This window comes from Citrobacter sp. Cb041 (assembly GCF_030336655.1).
GTDB classification, from domain to species: domain Bacteria; phylum Pseudomonadota; class Gammaproteobacteria; order Enterobacterales; family Enterobacteriaceae; genus Citrobacter; species Citrobacter braakii.
Genome location: NZ_JAOWDD010000039.1, coordinates 1 through 23,040, shown reverse-complemented (window position 1 = coordinate 23,040; position 23,040 = coordinate 1). Strand labels below are relative to the sequence as shown.

The following is a 23,040-nucleotide window of genomic DNA, read 5'->3' as shown; positions in this document are numbered from 1 at the left end:
ATTGTTATCCTTAAGCCTGTACGGTGTTCATCAGAACCGCGATCTCGTCTTTCACTGACTGGACCTGCGGACCGATAACGACCTGAAGGTTATGCTGATTGAGTTGTACTACGCCAATGGCACGATTGTCCTTCAGAGCCTGTACGTTAACAAGCGACATATCTTTCACCGACAAGCGCAGACGGGTGATGCAATTATCCAGGCTGACAATGTTTTCCGCGCCGCCCAGCGCCGCCAGAATAGCAGGGACGTTGTAACCTGATTTACCAGGCGCTCCGGCCATTACTTTTTCGATATTGCTGGCAATTTCGACTTCACGGCCCGGCGTCTTCAAATTGAAACGCGTGATGGCGAAGCGGAAGATCACGTAGTACACCGCAAACCAGATAGCCGCGACAACAGGGACCAGGTACCACTTGGTGGACAATCCGTGCAGGATGCCGAACACCACGAAGTCAATCAGGTTACCGTCAGTGTTACCGATAGTGACGCCAAGCACCGCCATCACGGTGAAGCCAAGACCGGTTAGCAGGGCGTGGATTACATACAGAACCGGAGCGACGAACAGGAATAAGAACTCAAGTGGTTCAGTTGTACCGCCGATGACACAGGCAATCAGACCAGAAATTAATAACCCTTTAATTTTATGACGATTTTCAGGGCGTGCGCAGTGGTACATGGCTAATGCCGCACCCGGTAAACCGCCGAGGAACGCCGGCATTTTACCCTGGGACAGGAAGCGTGTTGCGCTTTCAGAGAAACCTTGCGTTGTCGGGCAGCTCAGTTGAGCCTGGAAAATAGTCAGTGCGCCGCTCACGCTATGGCCGCAGACTTCCTGTGTGCCGCCAGCTTCGGTGAAGCGAATGAGTGCCACCAGAATATGGTGCAGGCCAAAAGGCAGCAACAGACGCTCACCGGTACCAAACAGCATAGGACCAAATTCCCCCGCGCTATTGATGATGTGACCGAGTCCGGTAATGCCCATGGCGAAAACCGGCCAAATCAGGGGAATGACCAACCCGACCAATCCCATCACCACCGAGGAGATGATAGGCACAAAGCGCGTACCACCGAAAAACGCCAGCGCATCCGGCAGACGAATGTTGTGGAAGCGTTCATGCAGCATCCAGACAATGATCCCGGCAATAACGGCACCGAGGATCCCGGTGTCGATCGACTGGATCCCCAGAATGTTTTGCACGTTGTTGGCTTTCAGGATCGCCGCATCTGTGGTGGGTAAGATACCTTTGGCGGTTAACCAGAAATTTACGGCGAGGTTCATGACCGCATAACCAACAAAACCGGCAAACGCCGCAACGCCTTTGTTCTCGCGCGCCAGGCCCAGAGGAATGGCAATACAGAACATGACTGGCAGGAAGCTAAACGCAAATGAGCCAACTTTACTCATCCAGGTAAAGATGGCCTGAAGCACCGGATTCCCCAACGCCGGGATCAGCGTTAAGACATCATGGCTGCTCAACGAGCTGCCGATCCCCAACATGATCCCGCAAAATGAGAGCAGCGCTACAGGCAGCATAAAGGTTTTGCCCAACTGCTGGAAAAATTCCCATAACGTTATTTTTGGTGTGGTTCTCGCCGTCATCAAACGACTCCTTGTAAAGGCTAGCTGACTAATGATGGCGAGAAGATAAAACGTTTTACCTAATTTTAGTGCGGTATAAATCACATTATCGAACGATAATAGGGGGTATAAATATAAGTGATTGATAAAACGTTTTATCTGTCACGTTATCAGGGAGTTTTCTGTTTTTATGGCTATAGCCAAAAAAATAACCATCCATGATGTTGCGCTGGCTGCGGGGGTTTCGGTCAGCACCGTCTCATTGGTGCTCAGTGGAAAAGGGCGAATTTCATCAGCGACCGGGGAGCGGGTGAATGCTGCTATTGAGCAACTGGGGTTTGTGCGTAACCGCCAGGCATCAGCGCTGCGCGGCGGGCAGAGCGGAGTAGTTGGTTTGATTGTACGCGATCTTTCAACGCCGTTTTACGCCGAGCTGACGGCGGGTCTGACGGAAGCGTTAGAAGCGCAGGGGCGCATGGTCTTCTTACTGCACGGCGGTAAAGATGGGGAGCAGCTGGCGCAGCGTTTCGCGATGTTACTCAACCAGGGGGTGGATGGCGTGGTCATTGCCGGGGCCGCCGGTAGCAGTGATGCACTGCAACAGTTGGCCGCTGACAAAGGGATCCCGGTGGTATTTGCATCACGCGCCAGCTACATGGATGACGCAGACACCGTCAGGCCCGATAACATGCAGGCTGCACAGTTACTGGTTGAACATCTTATCCGCCACGGACACCAGCGTATTGCCTGGCTGGGCGGGCAGAGTTCTTCATTGACTCGCGCAGAGCGCGTCGGCGGTTATTGTGCAACGTTACTAAAATATGGTTTACCGTTTCATAGCGACTGGGTGTTGGAGTGCTCATCCAGCCAGAAGCAGGCCGCAGAAGAGGTAACGGCGCTGTTACGCCGCAATCCCACGATCAGCGCGGTGGTGTGCTACAACGAAATAATCGCCATAGGCGCCTGGTTTGGCCTGATGAGAGCAGGACGTCAGAGTGGTGAAATTGGTGTCGATCGCTATTTCGAACAGCAAATATCGTTGGCCGGATTCGCTGATGTGGCGGAAAACGCGTTGGACGATATCCCGATTACCTGGGCCTGTTCGCCTGCGCGTGAAATGGGATACACCCTTGCTGAACGTATGCTACAGCGCATTGCCCACGATGAAGGTCATTCACGCAATCTGACGCTTTCCGCTCGTCTGGTGGCGGCGAAATAAAAAAGCCCGATAAACACTGTTATCGGGCCTGTCACTGACGAGTGATTATTGTTGCGGGATGGCAGGGGCATCCGGCTGTGTAAGAGAAGGCATACCGAACATACCAACAAACTCATCCAGCGGCATTTTTTGTCCGTTCAGCGTCACCTGGCCGTTTGCGTATTGCAGGCTGGTGCCGATAACGTTGTCCTGCAAAGTCGTAATGCGGAACATCTGACCCATCGCCGCCAGGCCATTAACCTGTTGCTTCGCCAGACCAGCCGCTTCTTCCTGCTGATATCCTTCCAGTTTGGCAATTTGCGTCATGAACTCAGTCGCCATATCGACAGGGATGGTCAGTTTCGCATCCAGCGATTTGACGGAACGATCCACTTCCTGGGCCAGCGTTTGCGGCTCCACCGTGTTTGCGGTCGGATCTTTTAGCAGCAGTGACAGATTAAATGTGGTTTCACCTTTTGCATTCTTCCAGCTCAGTGGAGCAATGGTGACAACCGGTTCGCCTTTCATCAGAATCGGTAGCGCATTAAAGAAGGCTTCGGTGACTTTCTGCTGATAAAGCTCAGGATTTTGCACCACATCAATCTGCGCCATCAGCGCTTTGGTTTGGGCGCTGTACTGCTGGCTGAACTGGTGCAGTGCTTCACCGTCAATCTGGCCAACTTTCAACGTCAGCTTACCGCTCCCCATATCCTGGCCCTGCAATTTAAGGCTGTTCAGGGTGTAATCCAACTGGCTGTTGACGGTTTTGCCATTGTTAATCAGATCGGATTTGCCATCGATACCCATGCCTTCCAGCACCGCCAGCTCTTTGCCCTCGACTGAAATCGACAGTTTTTCGAGGGACAATTTCTGATCGCCGATGCGCTCACCAAAGCTTGCGATACTGCTGGAACCTTCAGTTTTCAGGTTATTGAAAGTAACTTGTACTTTCTGATCATACTCATTGACGGCATTAACCAAGCCACTTTGCGCCTCGCCAGTCAGCGACACCGCATTACCATCCTTATCTGCCGTAAACTGGAACTCCCCGCCGCTAAAGGCCACTTTTTCGTCGCCTTTCTCGTAGTTCAGCGGTTTGAGGGAGAGATCGGAACGGGTATCCCCACTGTAGCCAATACGGGAATTAATGATGAATGGCGTCTCACCTTTGGCAATATCAAACAGCGGCTTCGTCACGTCGTTATTGACCAGCGTCGTTTTCACGGAGGCCATTGCCGGAACAAGATTCAGTGATTTCAGCTGAGCCAGCGGGAAAGGACCGTGATCCACGGTTTCATTCAGGACGATGCTTTGTCCCGGTTTCAGCCAGGAATCTGCCTGCCCGGCAACAGGTTTCACCACCAACTGCAGTTGGCTATTGAACACGCCGCGCTGGTAGTTTTGATAACTCAGTTCAATGCCCGCCTCTGGGGAGTAGCGTTTTAACTGATCGTTTGCCTGCGTCACCATCTCGGCGAGATGCGTTTCGAGTTTCTTTCCTGTGTACCAGGCGCCGCCCGTCCAGACGATACCCAGTGCAACCACCACACCCGCAGCTACCAGCGATTTTTTCATTTTGATATCCATAAAATAAAACCAGGCGTTTGAAGACGCCTGGAGGAGTGACATGTCTTTAACTCACTACAGCTTAGCAAGAGTTGTTAAAAATATCAGTATCTTGCTACAGCTTGTTATAAACCCGAGCTAAACGGCCCGTGCCGCTGACGTTTACCGGCGATTCATTCGCGCTAATAAAGGCCGACTCACCCGGCTGCAGCACCAGACGCTGCTCGCCCTTGCTCAGCACGGCTTCACCTTCGATGCAGAACAAAATGGCCGCACTTTGCTGGTTGATATCTGCGCCATTGGCGGTCAGTTCATGCAAGGAGAACGCGAAATCGTCGACCGGAATGGGGAAGTCCAGTTCGCTGTCAGTCTTAACTGGCGTGGTCAGCAACTGATTGGCTGGCTTGGCGACAAACTTAACGTTGGCGACCAGCTCCGGGATATCAATGTATTTTGGCGTCAGTCCGGCGCGCAGCACGTTGTCCGAGTTAGCCATTACCTCCAGCGCCACACCTTGCAGGTAGGCGTGTGGGGTTTCGGCAAATAAGAACATCGCTTCGCCAGGATTGAGCTTCACCACATTGAGCAGCAGCGGGGAGAAGAGCCCGCTGTCATTCGGATAGAAATCGGCGATCAGGCGAATGGTTTGCCACGGTTCACCCTGCTGGCTGTTCAGCGCCGATTTCAGGATCGCCAGCGCATGGGATTTCTCCTCATCCTGCATATTCAGCAAGCTGGCGAAAAGATAGCTCAGACGTTCCGCACTCGGTTCCTGCAGGAAATGCGCAATAGCCGGATGCGCGGCGGACACTGGTTGTAACAATGCGACAATGTCAGAGAACTCGCGGAATGCGTTCATCGCCAGGAACGGTGTCAAAGCAAAAACCAGTTCCGGTTTGTGGTTAGGATCTTTGTAATTGCGCTCGGCGGCATCCATCGGGATCCCCGCCGCGTTTTCTTTGGCAAATCCGATTTCAGAGTTGTGCTTGTTAGGATGAACCTGAATCGAAAGAGGTTGCGCGGCGCACAGCACTTTAAACAGGAAAGGCAGTTCACCAAAGCGTTTCGCAACGGCATCGCCTAACAGTGCGGATTTATCGTGTTCGATGACATCACGCAGAGCGACCGTCTGGCCGTTAGCGTCCAGAACCTGCGAACTGCTTTTCGGATGCGCGCCCATCCACAGCTCAGCCATCGGTTGCTGAGTGGGGTTGGCAATCCCATAAAGTTCCGTTAACGCAGTTTTACTTCCCCAGGCGTAGTTCTGCACTGAGTTGATGAGTTTTTGCATTCTCAAGCCCTGTTTCAATGTGGAATTTTCTACGGCTATTAAACCAAGAAACCCTGAGCGAAGTAACCTGCACATGTAAAAAGTCGTACTTGTCTCAGTTTTTGTTAAAAAATTGTGTAGGATATGGTGACTCGCTTTTAATACCCTGAGTAATTCCGGTTGCAGAAAGCCTTTCCTTCTACAACCCGACCTGCGGCAGGGAAGCAGGGCAATGGAACATCTGCCCAGAGAATAACCAGACCGAGCAGTAAGTGAGAGCACAATGTCAAACAAACCCTTTCATTATCAGCATCCTTTCCCCCTCAAAAAGGATGATACCGAATACTATCTGCTGACCAGTGACCATGTCTCCGTTGCCGAATTTGAAGGGCAGGAGATTGTTAAAGTCGCGCCGCAAGCCTTAACGCTGCTGGCTCGTCAGGCCTTCCATGATGCCTCGTTTATGCTGCGTCCTGCGCATCAGCAGCAGGTGGCCGACATTCTGCGTGACCCGGAGGCCAGCGAAAACGACAAATATGTGGCCCTGCAATTCCTGCGTAACTCTGATATTGCGGCAAAAGGTATTTTGCCGACCTGTCAGGACACCGGCACCGCGATTATCGTGGGTAAAAAAGGTCAGCGCGTCTGGACCGGCGGCGGTGATGAAGCTGCGCTGGCGCGCGGTGTGTATAACACCTACATCGAAGATAACCTGCGCTATTCACAAAACGCCGCGCTGGATATGTATAAAGAGGTGAACACCGGTACCAACCTGCCGGCACAGATAGATTTGTATACCGTCGATGGCGATGAATACAAATTCCTGTGTATTGCCAAAGGCGGTGGTTCGGCGAACAAAACCTATCTGTACCAGGAGACCAAAGCGCTGCTCACGCCGGGCAAATTAAAAAATTACCTGGTTGAGAAGATGCGAACGCTGGGAACAGCGGCCTGTCCGCCGTATCACATTGCGTTCGTGATCGGTGGAACGTCAGCTGAAGCCACGCTGAAAACGGTGAAACTGGCGTCGGCTAAATATTACGATGAGCTGCCGACCGAAGGTAACGAACATGGTCAGGCATTCCGCGATGTGGAGCTGGAAAAAGAGCTGCTGATTGAGGCACAGAATCTGGGGCTGGGCGCGCAGTTCGGCGGGAAGTACTTCGCTCATGATATCCGCGTGATCCGCCTGCCGCGTCACGGTGCGTCGTGTCCGGTTGGTATGGGCGTTTCTTGCTCAGCCGATCGAAATATCAAAGCTAAGATCAACCGTGAAGGTATCTGGATCGAAAAACTGGAGCATAATCCTGGCAAATATATACCAGAAGAGTTGCGCCAGGCGGGAGAAGGCGAAGCGGTACGGGTTGACCTCAATCGTCCGATGAAAGAGATCCTGGCTCAGCTGTCGCAATACCCGGTTTCTACACGTCTGTCGCTTAACGGCACCATCATTGTTGGCCGTGATATTGCGCATGCGAAACTGAAAGAACGTCTGGATAACGGTGAAAGTTTGCCGCAGTATGTTAAAGATCATCCGATCTATTACGCTGGCCCGGCAAAAACGCCGGAAGGCTATGCCTCTGGTTCGCTTGGACCAACCACGGCAGGGCGTATGGATTCGTATGTTGACCAGCTTCAGTCCGCAGGTGGCAGCATGATCATGCTGGCGAAAGGCAACCGCAGCCAGCAGGTGACCGATGCCTGTCATAAGCATGGCGGCTTCTACTTAGGCAGTATCGGCGGCCCGGCAGCGGTGCTGGCCCAGGGCAGTATCAAGAGTCTGGAGTGTGTGGAATACCCTGAACTGGGGATGGAAGCCATCTGGAAAATTGAAGTGGAAGATTTCCCGGCGTTTATCCTGGTGGATGACAAAGGCAACGATTTCTTCAAACAGATTCAGACGTCGCAGTGCGCACGCTGCGTTAAGTAACGTCAGCCGCCCTTCGGGGCGGTTTTTTTTTACCGCACGAACCACCAAACGACAGATTAATCCTCGTTAATACTCATAAGACCAATGCAAATGGGCAATGTCGAAACATAACCTAATCAATTGTTAATGTAAGGAGCAGGTAATGGTAACGGTACGCCGCGAGAATGATTCAATGGGGGCGATTGATGTTCCAGCCGATAAACTTTGGGGCGCGCAAACCCAACGTTCGCTGGAGCATTTTCGTATCTCTACGGAGAAAATGCCGGTCTCGCTGATCCATGCGCTGGCGCTGACGAAACGCGCCGCAGCAAAGGTTAACCAGGATCTCGGGCTGCTGGCGGAGGATAAAGCCAGGGCTATTATGCAGGCCGCAGATGAGGTGTTGGCGGATAAACACCGCGATGAGTTTCCGCTGGCCATCTGGCAAACCGGGTCAGGTACGCAAAGCAATATGAACATGAACGAGGTGCTGGCAAACCGGGCCAGCGAGTTGCTGGGCGGCGTGCGGGGGATGGAACGGAAAGTTCACCCCAACGATGATGTCAATAAAAGCCAAAGCTCGAATGATGTGTTCCCGACCGCAATGCACGTTGCCGCGCTGCTGGCGCTGCGTAACTCACTGATCCCGCAGTTAAATGTGTTAACCAAAACGCTCAGTGATAAATCACACGCTTTCGCGGATATCGTCAAAATCGGTCGTACACATCTGCAAGATGCAACCCCGCTTACGCTTGGCCAGGAGATTTCCGGCTGGGTGGCAATGCTTGAACATAACCTCAGACACATTGAAAACAGCTTACCCCACGTGGCGGAACTGGCGCTGGGAGGAACCGCGGTAGGGACCGGACTGAACACGCATCCGGAATATGCCCGTCGGGTCGCGGATGAATTGCGGGACATTACCTGTGCGCCGTTCGTTACCGCACCGAATAAATTTGAAGCGCTAGCCACCTGCGATGCGCTGGTTCACGCCCACGGCGCGCTAAAAGGGTTGGCGGCATCGCTGATGAAAATCGCCAACGATGTGCGCTGGCTGGCATCCGGTCCGCGTTGCGGGATTGGCGAAATTTCGATTCCTGAAAATGAACCGGGCAGCTCCATTATGCCGGGTAAGGTCAATCCTACCCAGTGTGAAGCGCTCACCATGCTTTGCTGTCAGGTAATGGGCAACGATGTCGCCATCAACATGGGCGGAGCGTCAGGTAATTTTGAGCTCAACGTTTACCGTCCGATGGTCATCCACAATTTCCTGCAGTCGGTGCGTCTGCTGGCTGACGGTATGGAAAGCTTTAACGAGCACTGCGCGACAGGGATCGAGCCCAATCGTGAACGAATCGATCAACTGCTCAACGAGTCGCTAATGCTGGTGACCGCGCTCAATACCCATATCGGTTATGATAAAGCCGCTGAAATTGCCAAAAAGGCGCACAAAGAGGGGCTGACGTTAAAAGCCTCCGCCCTGGCGCTGGGGTATCTAACCGAAGCGGAGTTTGACAGCTGGGTACGCCCGGAACTGATGGTTGGCAGTATGCGGCCAGGCAGTTAGTCCGCAACGTACAGGTGCAGCCGGGGAATAATCAATCTCAACGGCTGCGCCTGAGGTTTAAAACGATGCTGAACATTGTCGGCATCATAATTCAGTAACTCGCCGATATCTGGTACGGTCATGCCGTTTTCATTGTTGAGCAACGCGATCAAGGGCGTCGGGCAGGCATATTGCACCTGCTTTTGTTCTCCTTTGTACCAGACGCGGGCGATGGGCTGCACTTTTACCGGCCGTTTAATCTTCAGGCGCGCCTGCTGGCCCAGGGCGGCGACATCCTGATATTCCCGTTCAAGTTTCGCCTGCCACTCCTCCCGCGTCCAGGGATGTACGCTGCGCGGCGACGTCAGGCTTTTTTCCAGTTGCTGTAGTACTTCATCGCGTTTCAGATTTTTAATAATGTGTTTGTTGGCCCAGCCAAATCGCAGGGTGGCAGGCTCTCTGACAAGGGTGAGCGTACGATAGGCATTCAGTGTAATCAGTCCCGGCAGGTGGCGATGCACCCATTCAAAACGCGCTGCCGGTGCCAGCCCTGATTCCACCGTGACAATGCGCTCGAAGGTGGTTTTTAGCTGGTTAATACGCTGTATTTGCTCTTCCAGAGCGCGCTGAGCTGCGTTATCTACCTGATAACACAGTACGCCTGGCAGGCGGACGGCCGCTTTGCTGCTACGATTCTCGGACTGTTGCTGGATAAACAGATGACGATAGTGGCGTAGCGCCAGCGTTTCAGCCTCTTTACCTAAATGCTGCTTAACATCAATGTTCTGCAGTGGGGCATGCTCTGCCTCTTTGGCCACTTCCGGTAACGAGAAGACGCGCGCAATCAGCAGCGTCTGCTGCAAAAGATTGTCGTTCAGAAGCGCCAGCTCTTGCTCCATCTGGCGGAAGGTGCCGTTCAGGCGGTCGACGAGATCGTAACGGGCCATAGATTTACCATTTTAGTTACAACATACTTTTTTATAGCACAACCTCCACCATTTGACCACCGAGCCGAATGGGTCAGGCAGCTGAAATTTCAGGAATGTTATGCCAGACGGGCCAACTGAAACAAAAGCGGGCGCCGCCGAGTTCACTTTTATCACAGACGACCGTACCGCCCATAGCCAATGCGATCGAGTGAACAATGGCTAGCCCAAGCCCGCAACCACCGGTCGCCCGGTCACGGCTGGGGTCAAGGCGTACAAACGGTTCAAAAACCTGTTCGCGGGCGTCTGGAGCAATACCGGGACCGTCATCTTCCACAACCAGCGTCGCCTGATTGCCATTCAATAACAGGCTCGCTTGCACCGTAGACTGGCAATAGCGCAGGGCGTTATTCAGTAGATTATCCAGTACGCGCTCCATCAGGCGCATATCCAGCGCGCCGTAGTCGCCAATATTAAGATGGCGTAAGCGCACCGCACGCTCAGGGTTTACGCTTTGCACATCCTCCAGATGGGTTGTCAGCCAAACGGCCAGATCCGGTACGCTGAGCTTCAGTTCATTTTGCGGGCGGTCCAGCCGTGCATAGGTCAGTAATTCTTCGATTAACCCTTCCAGTTGGCCAATATCGCGATTTAGTGCCTGGGATTCCTGCGCGGTGAGGTTATCACTCATTTCCAGCCGGTAACGTAAGCGTACCAGTGGGGTACGAAGCTCATGGGCAATGCCATCGATAAGTTGTTTCTTACTGGCGATTAGCGCATTGATATTGTCTGCCATCTGGTTAAACGCGATACCCAATCGCTCAAAGCTGGAACCGCTGTCAAAATGGAGGCGTTCGCCCAGATGTCCTTCCCCAAAACGCTGTGCAGCAGCTTCCAGTCGCAGCATTTCCTGCCAGTGCGGTCGCATCCAGATAAGTACCGGAAAGGCCAGCGAGATAGCAATAAACGCCATCAACGCGATGTCCAGCAAGCGCATTTGATGGAGAAAATAGAGATAGGGAAGCGGGCCGACGGCCAGCACGTAATGGCTGCGTGGGATCCGTTGAATAAATGTGTACTGATCGTCAAGCGCCACGATATCGCCTTCGCGCAAACGTTGCATTGTTTGAACGTCCAGCGTGTACTTATTTAACGGTTCAACGCGCAGGTCAAAGGAGAGGTTCAAATCCATCTCCTTCAGCGTTTTACCCCAGTCACGTGGCGGGATCTCGCGAAGCTCGCTGCGCATCAGGTATAACGAGCTTTTCATTAAATCGTCGAGGGATTGTCTGCCTGCGCGCTCTGCGGTGAATTTATAGACCAGGCCGACCAGCAGGGTCATCACCAGAAAGCAGACAAACAGCAGGAGATAAAACTGTACAAACAGCTTCTTCATAAAAAATCACCGAATACATAATATAATGCTCACCGATACTCTCAAAATTGCTGTGATATAAAAATATGAATTTCAATCGCTGTTGTTATTTACTACTCATTTTCGCAGCGTTAGGCTGCATTTTCACCTCGCATCCCTTTGTTATATGGTTTTTGCTCGCCAACATACTGACGTTGGCAATGTACGGTGCGGATAAAATGGCAGCGCGCAGGGCCTGGCGCCGAGTGCCGGAGTCCACTTTGCTGCTGTTTGGCGTTGTTGGCGGGTGGGGTGGCGCGATAGCCGCTCAACAACTCTTTCGCCATAAAACACAAAAACAGCCATTCAAAACCTACTTTATTATCAGTGTGATAGTGAATGTGTCTGTCATCGGAGCGGCCTATCATTTCTATCCTTTTTCATCCTGGTGAACGTCAGTGACAGGCAGCCTGCTTACTTGAGACAGGAAACGTACTTTTCACCTGAGCGCTGCACGATGTCATCGGCATTTTTCGTTATGTCTTTCCCTTCAAACGCGCCATAAAGTTGCTTAAATTTCACCGTACTCAGGCGGTGGGTAATGTCGCTGACCGTTGCGGCTGGCAATGGCAACATATTGGGGTAGCTCCACATAAAGGAGACGGCATGCGCCCCAGGGGTGACCTGAACGATATCGCCGGAAAGCACCACGCCTTCATCTCGCGCCCAGTGCAGAACGCAGCCGCCAGCAAAGTGTCCGCCAAGGCGTATCACACTGACGTCGCGTGTTAGTTCCAGGGTGTCGCCATCCCAAAATTTAATCCACGGGCTGTCGCGCATTACCCACTTGCAGTCGTTGGCATGGAGATAAATGGGAGCGTTAAATTCGTCAGCCCAGTCTTGCATGGTGGTGTAGTAATGAGGATGCGAAATCGCGATGGCCTTAAGCCCGCCCAGGGACGTTATTAGCATTTTTGTGGCGTCGTCGAGTGTGGCAATGCAGTCCCATAAAATATTGCCTTCCGGAGTACGCAGAATAAACGCCCGTTGATCAATTGCAAAACCAGGAACGGTGCTGATGCTGAGGAGGGTGCTGTCATGTTGCCGCCACTTATTTGTGTGCGAAGCACAAAGTGCGGCAAAATCGACCCATTCCTGTCCGGTCGCGGGGACATACTGACGTTCGTCCTGGCAGATATCGCAATGTTCAGGAAGGGCGTCGGCCACCTCATAGGATGTACCACAGGCTTTGCATAACGTGATCATCGAGTCTTCCTCTATTGAAAAAACACAGTCAGCATGGCACACCGATACGCAAGGGTGTGCCCTTTAGTGCTCTACACGATAAGCCAGTGATGGTGGACGTGGGTCGTTGTGGCCCAACCAGCAGAAAGCAGGAATAATGTCTACACCGTCCCTGTCGAGGGTCATTTCTGGCGAAAAAAATGAGGATAATGTTTGGAAAATAGTCTGTTCAACTCCTGGCTCAGCCGTTGGGGACTTACTCCTGATGGCCAACCGCTTGAGACGCACACATCACAGCTTTTGCCCGTGGTGACCAAAGATGGTCAGAAAGCCATACTCAAACTCACCGACGATGACAGTGAACGGAACGGCTGCGAACTAATGGTCTGGTGGAACGGGAATGGTGCTGCGAAAGTGCTTGCTCATGCAGCAGGGGCGATTCTGTTAGAACGTGCAACAGGGGCGGGGTCTTTAGCGGACATGTCCTGGTCTGGCAATGATGCGCAGGCCTGTCGCATTATTTGCCATGCAGCCAGTCGACTCCATCTCCCCCGGAATGCGTCAACGCCTGCGTTAACACCGCTACTTTATTGGTTTCGCGATCTGGCTCCTGCCGCGAAAAAGCATGGCGGCATCCTGACGCATTGTGCAGAGGTGGCAAACGTATTGCTCTCCTCTCCCCAGAATGAAGTCGTATTGCACGGTGACTTACACCACGGCAATATTCTTGATTTCGGAACGAAAGGATGGCTGGCTATCGATCCTAAAGGGCTGGTGGGCGAGCGTGGCTTTGATTACGCCAATATTTTTACTAATCCCGATCTTGCCGACCCCACCAAACCTGTCGCCATTGAGCCAGAAATATTCGCACAACGGGTAAATATTGTGTCTGAAATCGCGAGGATTGAACGGCAGCGTTTGCTGATGTGGATTATTGCCTGGTGTGGGTTGTCGTCTGCCTGGTTTCTGCAAGAAGGAGACTGCGCCACGATACCCCTGCGCATCGCAGAGTTAGCGAGCGCGGAACTCGCTTTTGGGGGTAATCAATTTTGATCTACGACACTGGGCTGGTAATTCTTTAGAGTTATCATTAGCCTGGTAAATGTTTTATTAATCAATCAGTGAACGGCGGTGTAGTGTGTTTTTTAGCGCAAATTTGACAGGCTGTGAGCAATGAACGCATTGTTTTTTTTATTAAAAAAACGCCCGAACATTATTTTGTTGATGGTCTTACTCATCGGGGCAAACATCGTGGCGTGGCTGTGGGCTTACAGCGCGTTTAGCAACAACACGTCGTTACTGGCGCTTAGTCTGATCGCATGGTGCTATGGTTTGCGCCATGCTGTTGATGCCGATCATATCGCCGCGATAGATAACGCTACGCGTAAACTCATGCAGCAGAAAAAACGCGCCCTGACGACGGGAGCCTGGTTTTCCCTTGGGCATTCCACCATTGTGGTACTGGCAAGCATTGGCATTGCGTTGACCACCAGCGTGTTTAAGCAACACATGGCATGGTTTCAGAATGTCGGCGGTCTGATAGGTACCACGGTTTCTGCCGTATTTCTGCTGATTCTGGCTACCATTAATCTCGTTATATTCTGTCATGTCTGGAAGGCTTTTCGTCATCTAAAACGCACCGGTACTTACGATGGCACCACAGAGGAAATGACAGTTTCAGGCCCGCTGAACTGGCTTTTCCGCTCGGCGTTTCGGCTGGTAGGCAAAGACTGGCATATGTATTTTGTCGGCTTTTTGTTTGGCCTGGGTTTTGATACCGCTACTGAAATTTCTCTGCTCGGAATTTCTGCTTCAAGCGCGTCCAGTGGCATGTCGGTGTGGTCAATTCTCGTGTTCCCGGCGCTGTTTACCTGCGGCATGGCGCTGATTGACTGCCTCGACAGTATCCTGATGGTTGAGGCTTACGGATGGGCATTCAATAAGCCGCAGCGTAAGCTCTATTACAATATGACCATCACCGGGACCTCGGTAATTGTTGCGCTTTTTATTGGCGGGCTGGAGGCGCTGGGGCTTCTCTCTGACGCATTTTCGCTCCAGGGAGGTTTGTGGGACACCATCAGCGAGTTGAGTGACCATATGGGGAATGTCGGGTTTGCGATTATTGGCGTCTTTATCGGCTGCTGGATTATTTCTGCAGTAAATTACCGTTGGAAAAAATACGACGGGCTGACGTTTAGTTGACACAAAAGAAAGCCTTCCGTGAAAGGGAAGGCTTGGATCTTACTTGAGGGCTGACTAATTCGCGGTGACGATACACGCCATCTTCATCACCCAAATCTGGGTGATATTATAAGTGACGGTGTAACGTATAATGGTCGGCCCAGTGGGATTACATTTGAGGTTCATCGTCCCAGGCGTGCGGTGCGAACAGATAACCTTTGTTGCGTACCGTTTTGATTCGATAGGGTTCAGTCGCGTTATCGAGCAGTTTTTTGCGTAACCGGGAAATTGCGACATCAACGCTGCGATCCATGCCGTCATAACTTACGCCGCGCAGGTTCTTCAGCAGCGCATCGCGGTCCATAATTTGCCCGGCATGGGTTGCCAGCTCCCACAGTAATTCAAAATCTGCGGTGGAAAGAGAGACTTGCTCGCCGCCGAGCAGCACGGAACGATTGGTTGGGTCGATAGTGAGTGTGCCAAAGCGCAGCGTCGTGTGCGGCGTGATGGTTGCCGCCTGAATGCCTTTAGACTGGACTGAATGTTCATTCTGGCGCAGATGCAGACGCAGGCGAGCAAGCAGCACTGCTGGCGGCGTTGTCTTCAGAATATAGTCACAGGCACCCATTTCCAGCGCCAGGATATGGTTCATATCGCTGTCCAGCGAGGTGAGCAGGACAATTGGACCCTGCCAGCGTCCACGCAAATCGCGGCAGATAGTCATCCCATCTTTGCCCGGCAGCATGATATCTAATAACACCAAATCGGGTTGAACTTGCAGGATTTTCTCCTCGGCCAAATCACCTCGAGGCTCAACGATAACCTCAATATCATGCCGGGCCAGATAGGCCGCAATCAGCGAGCCAACTTCGGGATCATCTTCAACAAATACGATGGTGTTCATATCATTCATTTTGAATATAAAACGCCAACATACACCGCCCTGGTTTTTCCTTCCATTAATCTTTTCTAAACAAGAACGCTTCCGTTATGCTAGGGGCTGATGTTATTGATGTGTTAAGGCAGAGTGATGGGACTCGTTATAAAAGCGGCGCTCGGTGCGCTGGTGGTGGTGTTGATTGGTGTGCTGGCGAAAACAAAGAACTACTATATTGCCGGATTAATTCCGTTGTTCCCGACCTTTGCGTTGATTGCCCACTATATCGTGGCCAGTGAACGTGGGATCGAAGCGTTGCGTACAACCATTGTCTTCAGCATGTGGTCGATTATTCCCTATTTTGTCTACCTCGTTTCGCTGTGGTATTTCACCGGATTTATGCGCTTACCCGTTGCGCTCGGCGGTTCAGTGGTGTGCTGGGGCCTGAGCGCATGGTTGCTTATTTTTTGTTGGATTAAATTGCACTAACGCAGATGACGCCCGCCATCAAGGGCAAAACTACGCCCGGTGACAAAACAGCTGGTCAACAGATAGTCAATTAAATCAATGACCTCTTTTTCACCCGGCGCTGTTTTCATCAGTGATTTGTTCAATGCCTGCTGACGATACTCTGCATCGTCACCCTCGTTAAACAGGATTAGCGAGGGGGCAATCGCGTTCACTTTCACTTCTGGTGCCAGTTTGCGCGCGAACGAGCGGGTCATGTTGTCCAGCGCCGCTTTGCTGGCTGCATAAGCGATGTGCTTATCGCTGCCACGCTCCACAACATAATCCGTAAAATGGATAATATCGCTGGCCGCGTGTCCATGCCCGCGCAGCAATCCTTCCAGCGCGTGGTTGAGCAGGTAGGGGGTATTGACGTGAATCTGCATCATGGCTGACAGCACTTCGGTTAACGGCGCACCGGGCTTTTCTGCAAGCCAGGCACTGGCATTATGCACAATACCGCGCAGGCCATCCGTCTGTGCTTTGACCTCATCCGCAAAGGCCAGTACGCCCTCATCGGTGGAAAAATCAGCCTGGATACACAGCACGCCCGCATCTCGCAGGCCATCAATAGCCGGATAATGCGTGCGGTAGCTAACGATAACTGGCTGTTTTTGATTAATAAAGTGCCATGCGACGGCGAGGCCGATACGTCGACCTCCTCCGGTGATAAGAATTGGCAAAGGGGGTTTTTTACCCATCGTAATCTCCATGTGTCGCGAACGATGGGGACAATGTTACCCCATCAACATCCAGGTCGCCGGAACAGCAGCAACTAGCAGCAGGCCGATCAGCGCCATTTCCTGGCGTTTTAATACGTTTTCATGCGCGTGTGTTTTACGGGCATAAAGGAAGACCAGCAGCCCTGGCGCATACAGCACTACAGACAGCAGCAGGTGCATCGGACCTGACGCATACAATAACCATATGCCATAAATACTCGCTCCGATACCGACAGCCTTATGAATTGGACGAGTGGCAATTTTCAGCAGAAATGCGCCGACCAGTAAATAGGGCACCAGAATCATTTCTGAGGCGATGGTTAATAACGTATTGTAGTCGGAACCTGTGAGCCAGATCAGCACCAGGCAAATCTGTACGCAGATATTGGTTAGCCACAGCGACGCCGATGGCGCGCCTTGCGCGTTCTGCCGCGCAAAAATGCGTGGAAACGCTTTGTGCGTGGAGGCGAGGAACGGCACTTCCGCCGCCATAATCGTCCAGCTTAAATAAGCACCGCACACGGAGACAATCAGACCTGCGGCAATAATAATTTCACCCCATGGCCCCATCATTTTCACCATCAGACCGGCCATTGAGGGGTTGCGGATCTCCGCCAGTTCGGGACGTGCGACAACGCCCAGAGACAGCAGGGTGACAAGCAGATAAACGCCCAGCGCGGCGAGTACCGCCAGCAGCGTAGCGCGTCCGACATCGCGTTTGTTTCTGGCACGAGCTGAAACCACCACCGCGCCTTCCACACCGATGAAAACCCACAGGGTGATGAGCATGGTGTTTTTTACCTGCTCCCAGACGGGAACGCCCAACGCTACGCCGGTAAAATCGAGGGTAAAGGTGTCGAGCTTAAACAGCATAAACGCCAGCACGATAAATAGACCAAGCGGCAGTAATTTCGCCAGCGTCGCCACCAGGTTAATACTGGCTGCCGTTTGCACACCACGCAGCACCAGAAAATGGACCACCCACAACAGCACCGATGCGCCAACAATCGACTGCCAGGTATTCCCATCGCCAAACAGACGTAACTCCGGCGTGTCGGTAAAGAAGCTGAGCGCAGAGAAAACAATCACCAGATACGAAACGTTAGCGATAACAGCACACAGCCAATATCCCCACGCGGAGCAGAAGCCAATCAGCTCACCGAAACCTTCACGTGCATAGGTAAATATGCCGCCATCCAGTTCAGGACGGATACGCGTCAGAATCAGCATGGCAAAGGCGAGCAAAAGGATACCCGCACCGGTAATCGCCCAACCAATCAGTAATGCAGCCGGGCTTGCTACCGCCGCCATATTTTGTGGCAGGCTGAAAACACCAGCGCCGAGCATTGAGCTTAAAACCAGCGCGGTGAGTGCGCTCAGACCCAATTTCTTTTCCATTTGTATCCAGTGACAAAAACGAGAGTGAGAGAATAATTATTTTGGCAAACCGCATAAAAATGGTGAAAGCCACTAAGGCGCGGGATTTTACGGAGAGAAGAGAACGCATGCAATGGGGATAGAGAGATTTGTGACTAATAGTGTGAAAAGTAGTCTTAATACTGCTGTTTTTGTTTCGCCCGAGGGGAGGATGGCGGGAAATTATCAGGTCTACAAGGCTGTAGACCTGATAAGGTATTGAGTATTACTTATACAGGTCAGCGCTGATGGTCATGTTATTACCACGTTCAGACCACTGGCGGGTGATGTGATAATACTTAGCGCCTTTCTTCGCTGCGCGTTTGGCTACCTGGTAAGAGATTTCAGTCATGTTGCCATAGTTACCGGTGAACTTGATGCTGTCGAACGGCACCATCATAGCGGCGGTTGCTTTGTTCAGTTCTTCAACTTTGGTTCCATCCGGTAGCGTGACAGTGTAACGCCCACCTTTGGTGGATTGCGTTTCGAAGAAACGACCGACTTCAGCGCTCGGAGACGCGGTAGTCGCAACGCCTGGGATCTCAACTTTCTTCGCGGCTTCGCCACCGGCGGCTAATGCGGCACGTCCGGCATCTGAATCTGCTGGGATCGCATCAGGGCTTTGTACTACGCGTTTTTTCGCATCAGCTTTATAGATGAATGCGGTAATACGTTGGTTGCCACCCTGGTTGGCATCGACCTGGCGCACGATGTAGAAGGAGTAAGCGCCTTTCTCTTTCGCTGCTTTGGTGATGGCATCGTTCACTTCAGGCTGGCTGCGGTAGAAACCCTGCACCGTAACGGTATCGAATGGTTCTATCAGAACGGCCTGATCTTTCGGTAATTCCATCACGCCGTTAATGACACGGTTTTTGGACGCTTCCGCTTTTTCAGCATCAGCTTTATAGATGTCGGCTACAACGCGCCAGTTACCGCCGCTGCCAAAATCTGAGGTATCAACAACATAAAAGGAGGCTGCACCGTCTTTATCTGCACGGCGTGATACGGCGGTCACCGCGTCACCGATAGCATTAAAACGACCGGTAACCACAATGCGGTCATAGGGTTTCAGGGCAGCCGCTTGCTCCGGCGTCAATTCTGTCGCTGCATTTACAGAAAAAGCAGTCGCAGAAATAAGTGCGGACGCCAGGAGAGTGTTCTTAAGCTTCATAAAAATAATCCTTCGCCTTGCGCAAACCAGGTACTGGTATTGTTATTGACTAGAAACGTCGCTGATTATTGCATTTAAATTGTGTCAGTGTCTGCGTCATTTTTCACTCATCGTGCCACGTGACGTAACAACACAGATAACATTTTGTGATATGTCGAAAATTTCGGCGTTTGGCGACCAAAACTGATAAAGCAGTTGAATTTCATAAGTTAATTTAATGTTAATCAATTGTTTTTGGCAGGCACGTAATCATGTTTTGCCGCTTCGCTTGAGCGAATTATCGGCCTTTGTGGACTATTTTTAGGGTATTTTATCTGCCAGCGGTCCGATTCATCTCTATTTCGCGAATTTCATAATAAATACTGTTTTTTGGCGCTAGATCACAGGCGTCATTTTCAGTAGGTTATACAGAGTTTGTTACTGTTTTATTTTATTGGGGTAACACTGACCTCTTTCGAGAGTGCGCGCATGCCTCGTGCGAACATTGATAAACCATCATCACAAATACAGATGGAAGGGAACATTATGCGAATTGGCATACCAAGAGAACGGTTAACCAATGAAACCCGCGTCGCAGCTACGCCTAAGACGGTTGAGCAGCTGCTTAAGTTGGGTTTCAGCGTCGCGGTTGAAAGCGGTGCAGGTCAACTGGCAAGTTTTGACGATAAGGCGTTTGTACAAGCAGGCGCAGAAATTGTTGACGGAAATGCCGTCTGGCAGTCAGAGATCATCCTGAAGGTCAACGCGCCGGAAGAGGCGGAAATCCCGTTGCTCAACCCGGGCACGACGCTGGTGAGTTTTCTTTGGCCCGCGCAAAACCCTGAGCTATTGCAAAAGCTGGCAGAGCGCAACGTGACGGTTATGGCGATGGACTCCGTGCCGCGTATTTCGCGCGCGCAGTCGCTGGATGCCTTAAGCTCGATGGCGAATATCGCCGGGTATCGTGCCATTGTTGAAGCCGCTCATGAATTTGGCCGCTTCTTCACCGGCCAGATCACCGCCGCGGGCAAGGTTCCACCTGCCAAGGTCATGGTGATTGGGGCGGGTGTGGCAGGTCTGGCAGCTATCGGTGCGGCAAACAGCCTGGGCGCTATCGTTCGTGCTTTTGACACTCGTCCGGAAGTGAAAGAACAAGTTCAGAGTATGGGCGCTGAGTTCCTCGAACTGGACTTTAAAGAAGAGGCCGGCAGCGGCGACGGTTACGCCAAGGTGATGTCCGAAGCGTTCATCAAAGCCGAAATGGCGCTCTTCGCCGCACAGGCGAAAGACGTTGATATTATCGTTACCACCGCGTTGATTCCGGGCAAACCTGCACCGAAACTGATCACCCGTGAAATGGTCGATTCGATGAAGGCGGGCAGCGTGATTGTCGATCTCGCCGCGCAAAACGGCGGTAACTGCGAATATACCGTGCCCAACCAGGTGACCACCACCGAGAACGGGGTGAAGGTTATCGGTTATACCGACCTGCCAGGCCGACTGCCGACGCAGTCTTCCCAGCTTTATGGCACGAACCTCGTTAACCTGCTCAAGCTGTTGTGCAAAGAGAAAGACGGCAATATCACCGTCGATTTTGACGACGTGGTCGTACGTGGCGTTACGGTGGTTCGCGAGGGTGAAATCACCTGGCCTGCGCCGCCTATCCAGGTTTCAGCTCAGCCGCAGGCTGCGCCAAAAGCCGCGCCCGCGCCGAAAGAAGAGAAAAAACCGGCCTCACCGTGGCGCAAATATGCGTTGATGGCACTGGTCGTCATACTGTTTGGCTGGCTTGCTGATGTCGCGCCGAAAGAGTTCCTGGGTCACTTTACGGTGTTCGCGCTTTCCTGTGTAGTGGGTTACTACGTGGTCTGGAATGTGTCGCACGCGCTACACACTCCGCTGATGTCCGTGACGAACGCTATCTCCGGGATCATCGTTGTCGGGGCGTTATTGCAAATTGGCCAGGGTGGCTGGGTGAGTTTCCTGAGCTTTATCGCGGTGCTTATTGCCAGCATTAATATTTTCGGTGGCTTCACCGTGACTCAGCGCATGCTGAAAATGTTCCGGAAAAACTAAGGGGTAACATATGTCTGGAGGATTAGTTACAGCTGCATACATTGTTGCCGCGATCCTGTTTATTTTCAGCCTGGCGGGGCTTTCGAAACACGAAACCTCTCAACAGGGTAACAACTACGGTATCGCCGGGATGGCGATTGCGCTGATTGCCACGATTTTTGGCCCGGAGACCGGCAACGTTGCGTGGATCCTGGTGGCGATGATCATCGGCGGCGCGATTGGTATTCGTCTGGCGAAGAAAGTCGAGATGACCGAGATGCCGGAGCTGGTGGCGATTCTGCACAGCTTCGTCGGTCTGGCGGCGGTACTGGTGGGTTTCAACAGCTACCTGTATCACGACACGGGCCTGGAACCGATTCTGGTGAACATTCACCTGACGGAAGTGTTCCTTGGTATCTTCATCGGTGCGGTGACCTTTACCGGTTCCGTGGTGGCGTTTGGCAAACTGCGCGGTAAGATCTCCTCTAAACCGCTGATGTTGCCGAATCGTCACAAAATGAACCTGGCGGCGCTGGTTGTTTCTTTCCTGTTGCTGGTGGTGTTTGTTCGTACCGAAAGCGTGGGCCTGCAGGTTCTGGCGCTGCTCGTGATGACCATTATTGCGTTAGCCTTTGGCTGGCATCTGGTGGCGTCCATCGGCGGTGCGGATATGCCGGTCGTCGTTTCAATGCTTAACTCCTATTCAGGATGGGCGGCGGCGGCGGCGGGCTTTATGCTCAGCAACGATCTGCTGATCGTCACCGGTGCGCTGGTCGGTTCTTCCGGTGCGATCCTGTCTTACATCATGTGTAAGGCGATGAACCGTTCGTTTATCAGCGTGATTGCCGGTGGCTTTGGTTCTGATGGTTCTTCTACGGGGTCTGATGAAGAAGTCGGTGAGCATCGTGAGATTAATGCGGAAGACACGGCAGAAATGCTGAAGAACTCGCATTCCGTGATAATCACCCCGGGCTATGGCATGGCCGTGGCACAGGCGCAATATCCGGTCGCTGAAATCACCGAGAAACTGCGCGCCCGCGGCATCAAGGTACGCTTTGGTATTCACCCGGTAGCAGGGCGCTTGCCAGGTCATATGAACGTACTGCTGGCGGAAGCCAAAGTACCCTATGACATCGTGCTGGAAATGGATGAAATCAATGATGATTTCGCCGATACCGATACCGTGCTGGTGATTGGCGCCAACGATACGGTAAACCCGGCGGCGCAGGACGATCCGCGTAGCCCAATCGCCGGTATGCCGGTGCTGGAAGTATGGAAAGCGCAGAACGTTATCGTGTTCAAACGTTCTATGAACACCGGCTATGCTGGCGTGCAGAACCCGCTGTTCTTTAAAGAAAACACCCATATGCTGTTTGGCGATGCCAAAGCCAGCGTGGATGCGATCCTGAAAGCGCTGTAATCGTCAGCGCAAACCAAGACGGCCTCTGCGAAGGTAATGCTTGTCAGTTAACGAGGATGAGTGGCACATACGGAGGTAATGAATCTGTTGCCTCCGGTATATTGCTACGTTCACCT

Annotated in this window: 19 protein-coding genes; 9 read left to right on the top strand and 10 right to left on the bottom strand. The window is 52.3% G+C overall.

All coding sequences use genetic code 11. The annotated features are described in order from the left end of the window. Positions 1–10: 10 nt before the first annotated feature. Positions 11–1,603: a maltose/glucose-specific PTS transporter subunit IIBC gene (gene malX / locus OGV52_RS13040; protein WP_016153013.1), complete on the bottom strand. Its 1,593-nt coding sequence runs from the start codon at positions 1,601–1,603 to the stop codon at positions 11–13. A gap of 169 nt (positions 1,604–1,772) precedes the next feature. On the opposite strand from malX, the gene OGV52_RS13035 reads away from it, so the two are divergent. Further along, entirely contained in the window at positions 1,773–2,801 is a 1,029-nt protein-coding gene (locus OGV52_RS13035; protein WP_016153014.1) for a Mal regulon transcriptional regulator MalI, read from the top strand. A gap of 45 nt (positions 2,802–2,846) precedes the next feature. Here the strand turns inward: OGV52_RS13035 and OGV52_RS13030 are convergent, their stop codons facing one another. Together OGV52_RS13030 and manA are read right to left on the bottom strand one after the other, a co-directional pair. Next, positions 2,847–4,355 (bottom strand): YdgA family protein, encoded by a 1,509-nt coding sequence (locus OGV52_RS13030; RefSeq protein ID WP_131345660.1) that lies wholly within the window; start codon positions 4,353–4,355, stop codon positions 2,847–2,849. Between the two features lie 106 nt (positions 4,356–4,461). Next, positions 4,462–5,637, bottom strand: coding sequence for a mannose-6-phosphate isomerase (gene manA / locus OGV52_RS13025; RefSeq protein ID WP_049268629.1), 1,176 nt, complete (start codon positions 5,635–5,637; stop codon positions 4,462–4,464). Between the two features lie 262 nt (positions 5,638–5,899). Between manA and fumB the strand changes: the two genes are divergently transcribed. Beyond that, the gene (gene fumB, locus OGV52_RS13020) at positions 5,900–7,546 is read left to right on the top strand and encodes a class I fumarate hydratase (RefSeq protein WP_016153017.1); all 1,647 of its coding nucleotides are present in this window, start codon (positions 5,900–5,902) and stop codon (positions 7,544–7,546) included. Between the two features lie 142 nt (positions 7,547–7,688). Continuing rightward, positions 7,689–9,092: a class II fumarate hydratase gene (gene fumC, locus OGV52_RS13015; RefSeq protein ID WP_016153018.1), complete on the top strand. Its 1,404-nt coding sequence runs from the start codon at positions 7,689–7,691 to the stop codon at positions 9,090–9,092. On the opposite strand, the gene tus is transcribed toward fumC, so the two are convergent. Next, positions 9,089–10,018, bottom strand: coding sequence for a DNA replication terminus site-binding protein (gene tus / locus OGV52_RS13010; protein ID WP_019076745.1), 930 nt, complete (start codon positions 10,016–10,018; stop codon positions 9,089–9,091). The genes fumC and tus overlap by 4 nt on opposite strands. A 73-nt stretch (positions 10,019–10,091) precedes the next feature. Next, positions 10,092–11,393, bottom strand: a complete 1,302-nt coding sequence (gene rstB / locus OGV52_RS13005; protein WP_046276335.1) for a two-component system sensor histidine kinase RstB — start codon at positions 11,391–11,393, stop codon at positions 10,092–10,094. A gap of 65 nt (positions 11,394–11,458) precedes the next feature. Between rstB and OGV52_RS13000 the strand changes: the two genes are divergently transcribed. Next, on the top strand, positions 11,459–11,803 hold the full coding sequence (locus OGV52_RS13000; RefSeq protein ID WP_072034061.1) for a DUF1294 domain-containing protein: 345 nt from the start codon (positions 11,459–11,461) through the stop codon (positions 11,801–11,803). Positions 11,804–11,825: 22 nt separating this feature from the next. Here OGV52_RS13000 and OGV52_RS12995 read toward each other — a convergent pair whose 3' ends face one another. Then, on the bottom strand, positions 11,826–12,617 hold the full coding sequence (locus OGV52_RS12995; protein ID WP_287108612.1) for an MBL fold metallo-hydrolase: 792 nt from the start codon (positions 12,615–12,617) through the stop codon (positions 11,826–11,828). Between the two features lie 192 nt (positions 12,618–12,809). Between OGV52_RS12995 and OGV52_RS12990 the strand changes: the two genes are divergently transcribed. Beyond that, on the top strand, positions 12,810–13,649 hold the full coding sequence (locus OGV52_RS12990; protein WP_200052456.1) for an aminoglycoside phosphotransferase family protein: 840 nt from the start codon (positions 12,810–12,812) through the stop codon (positions 13,647–13,649). Between the two features lie 120 nt (positions 13,650–13,769). Then, positions 13,770–14,798: a HoxN/HupN/NixA family nickel/cobalt transporter gene (locus tag OGV52_RS12985; RefSeq protein WP_200079930.1), complete on the top strand. Its 1,029-nt coding sequence runs from the start codon at positions 13,770–13,772 to the stop codon at positions 14,796–14,798. 148 nt (positions 14,799–14,946) lie between these two features. Here the strand turns inward: OGV52_RS12985 and rstA are convergent, their stop codons facing one another. After that, positions 14,947–15,690 carry a two-component system response regulator RstA gene (rstA, locus tag OGV52_RS12980; RefSeq protein WP_016153025.1) on the bottom strand — a complete coding sequence of 248 codons (744 nt, stop codon included), beginning with the start codon at positions 15,688–15,690 and terminating at the stop codon, positions 14,947–14,949. 117 nt (positions 15,691–15,807) lie between these two features. On the opposite strand from rstA, the gene OGV52_RS12975 reads away from it, so the two are divergent. Further along, a complete protein-coding gene (locus OGV52_RS12975) occupies positions 15,808–16,143 on the top strand; it encodes a GlpM family protein (protein ID WP_016153026.1) in 336 nt (111 codons plus the stop codon). Here the strand turns inward: OGV52_RS12975 and folM are convergent. The 3 genes from folM to ydgH all read right to left on the bottom strand — a co-directional run bounded on the left by folM (position 16,140) and on the right by ydgH (position 19,470). Next, complete coding sequence (gene folM, locus OGV52_RS12970; RefSeq protein ID WP_049041460.1) at positions 16,140–16,862, bottom strand: dihydromonapterin reductase; 723 nt, start codon at positions 16,860–16,862, stop codon at positions 16,140–16,142. The genes OGV52_RS12975 and folM overlap by 4 nt on opposite strands. Before the next feature lie 36 nt (positions 16,863–16,898). Then, positions 16,899–18,281, bottom strand: a complete 1,383-nt coding sequence (locus OGV52_RS12965; protein WP_016153028.1) for an amino acid permease — start codon at positions 18,279–18,281, stop codon at positions 16,899–16,901. Positions 18,282–18,525: 244 nt separating this feature from the next. Then, positions 18,526–19,470, bottom strand: a complete 945-nt coding sequence (gene ydgH / locus OGV52_RS12960; protein WP_016156455.1) for a DUF1471 family protein YdgH — start codon at positions 19,468–19,470, stop codon at positions 18,526–18,528. A gap of 525 nt (positions 19,471–19,995) precedes the next feature. On the opposite strand from ydgH, the gene pntA reads away from it, so the two are divergent. Together pntA and pntB are read left to right on the top strand one after the other, a co-directional pair. After that, a complete protein-coding gene (pntA, locus tag OGV52_RS12955; RefSeq protein ID WP_029139532.1) occupies positions 19,996–21,525 on the top strand; it encodes a Re/Si-specific NAD(P)(+) transhydrogenase subunit alpha in 1,530 nt (509 codons plus the stop codon). 10 nt (positions 21,526–21,535) lie between these two features. Next, positions 21,536–22,924 carry a Re/Si-specific NAD(P)(+) transhydrogenase subunit beta gene (pntB, locus tag OGV52_RS12950; protein ID WP_016153031.1) on the top strand — a complete coding sequence of 463 codons (1,389 nt, stop codon included), beginning with the start codon at positions 21,536–21,538 and terminating at the stop codon, positions 22,922–22,924. Positions 22,925–23,040 lie beyond the last annotated feature (116 nt).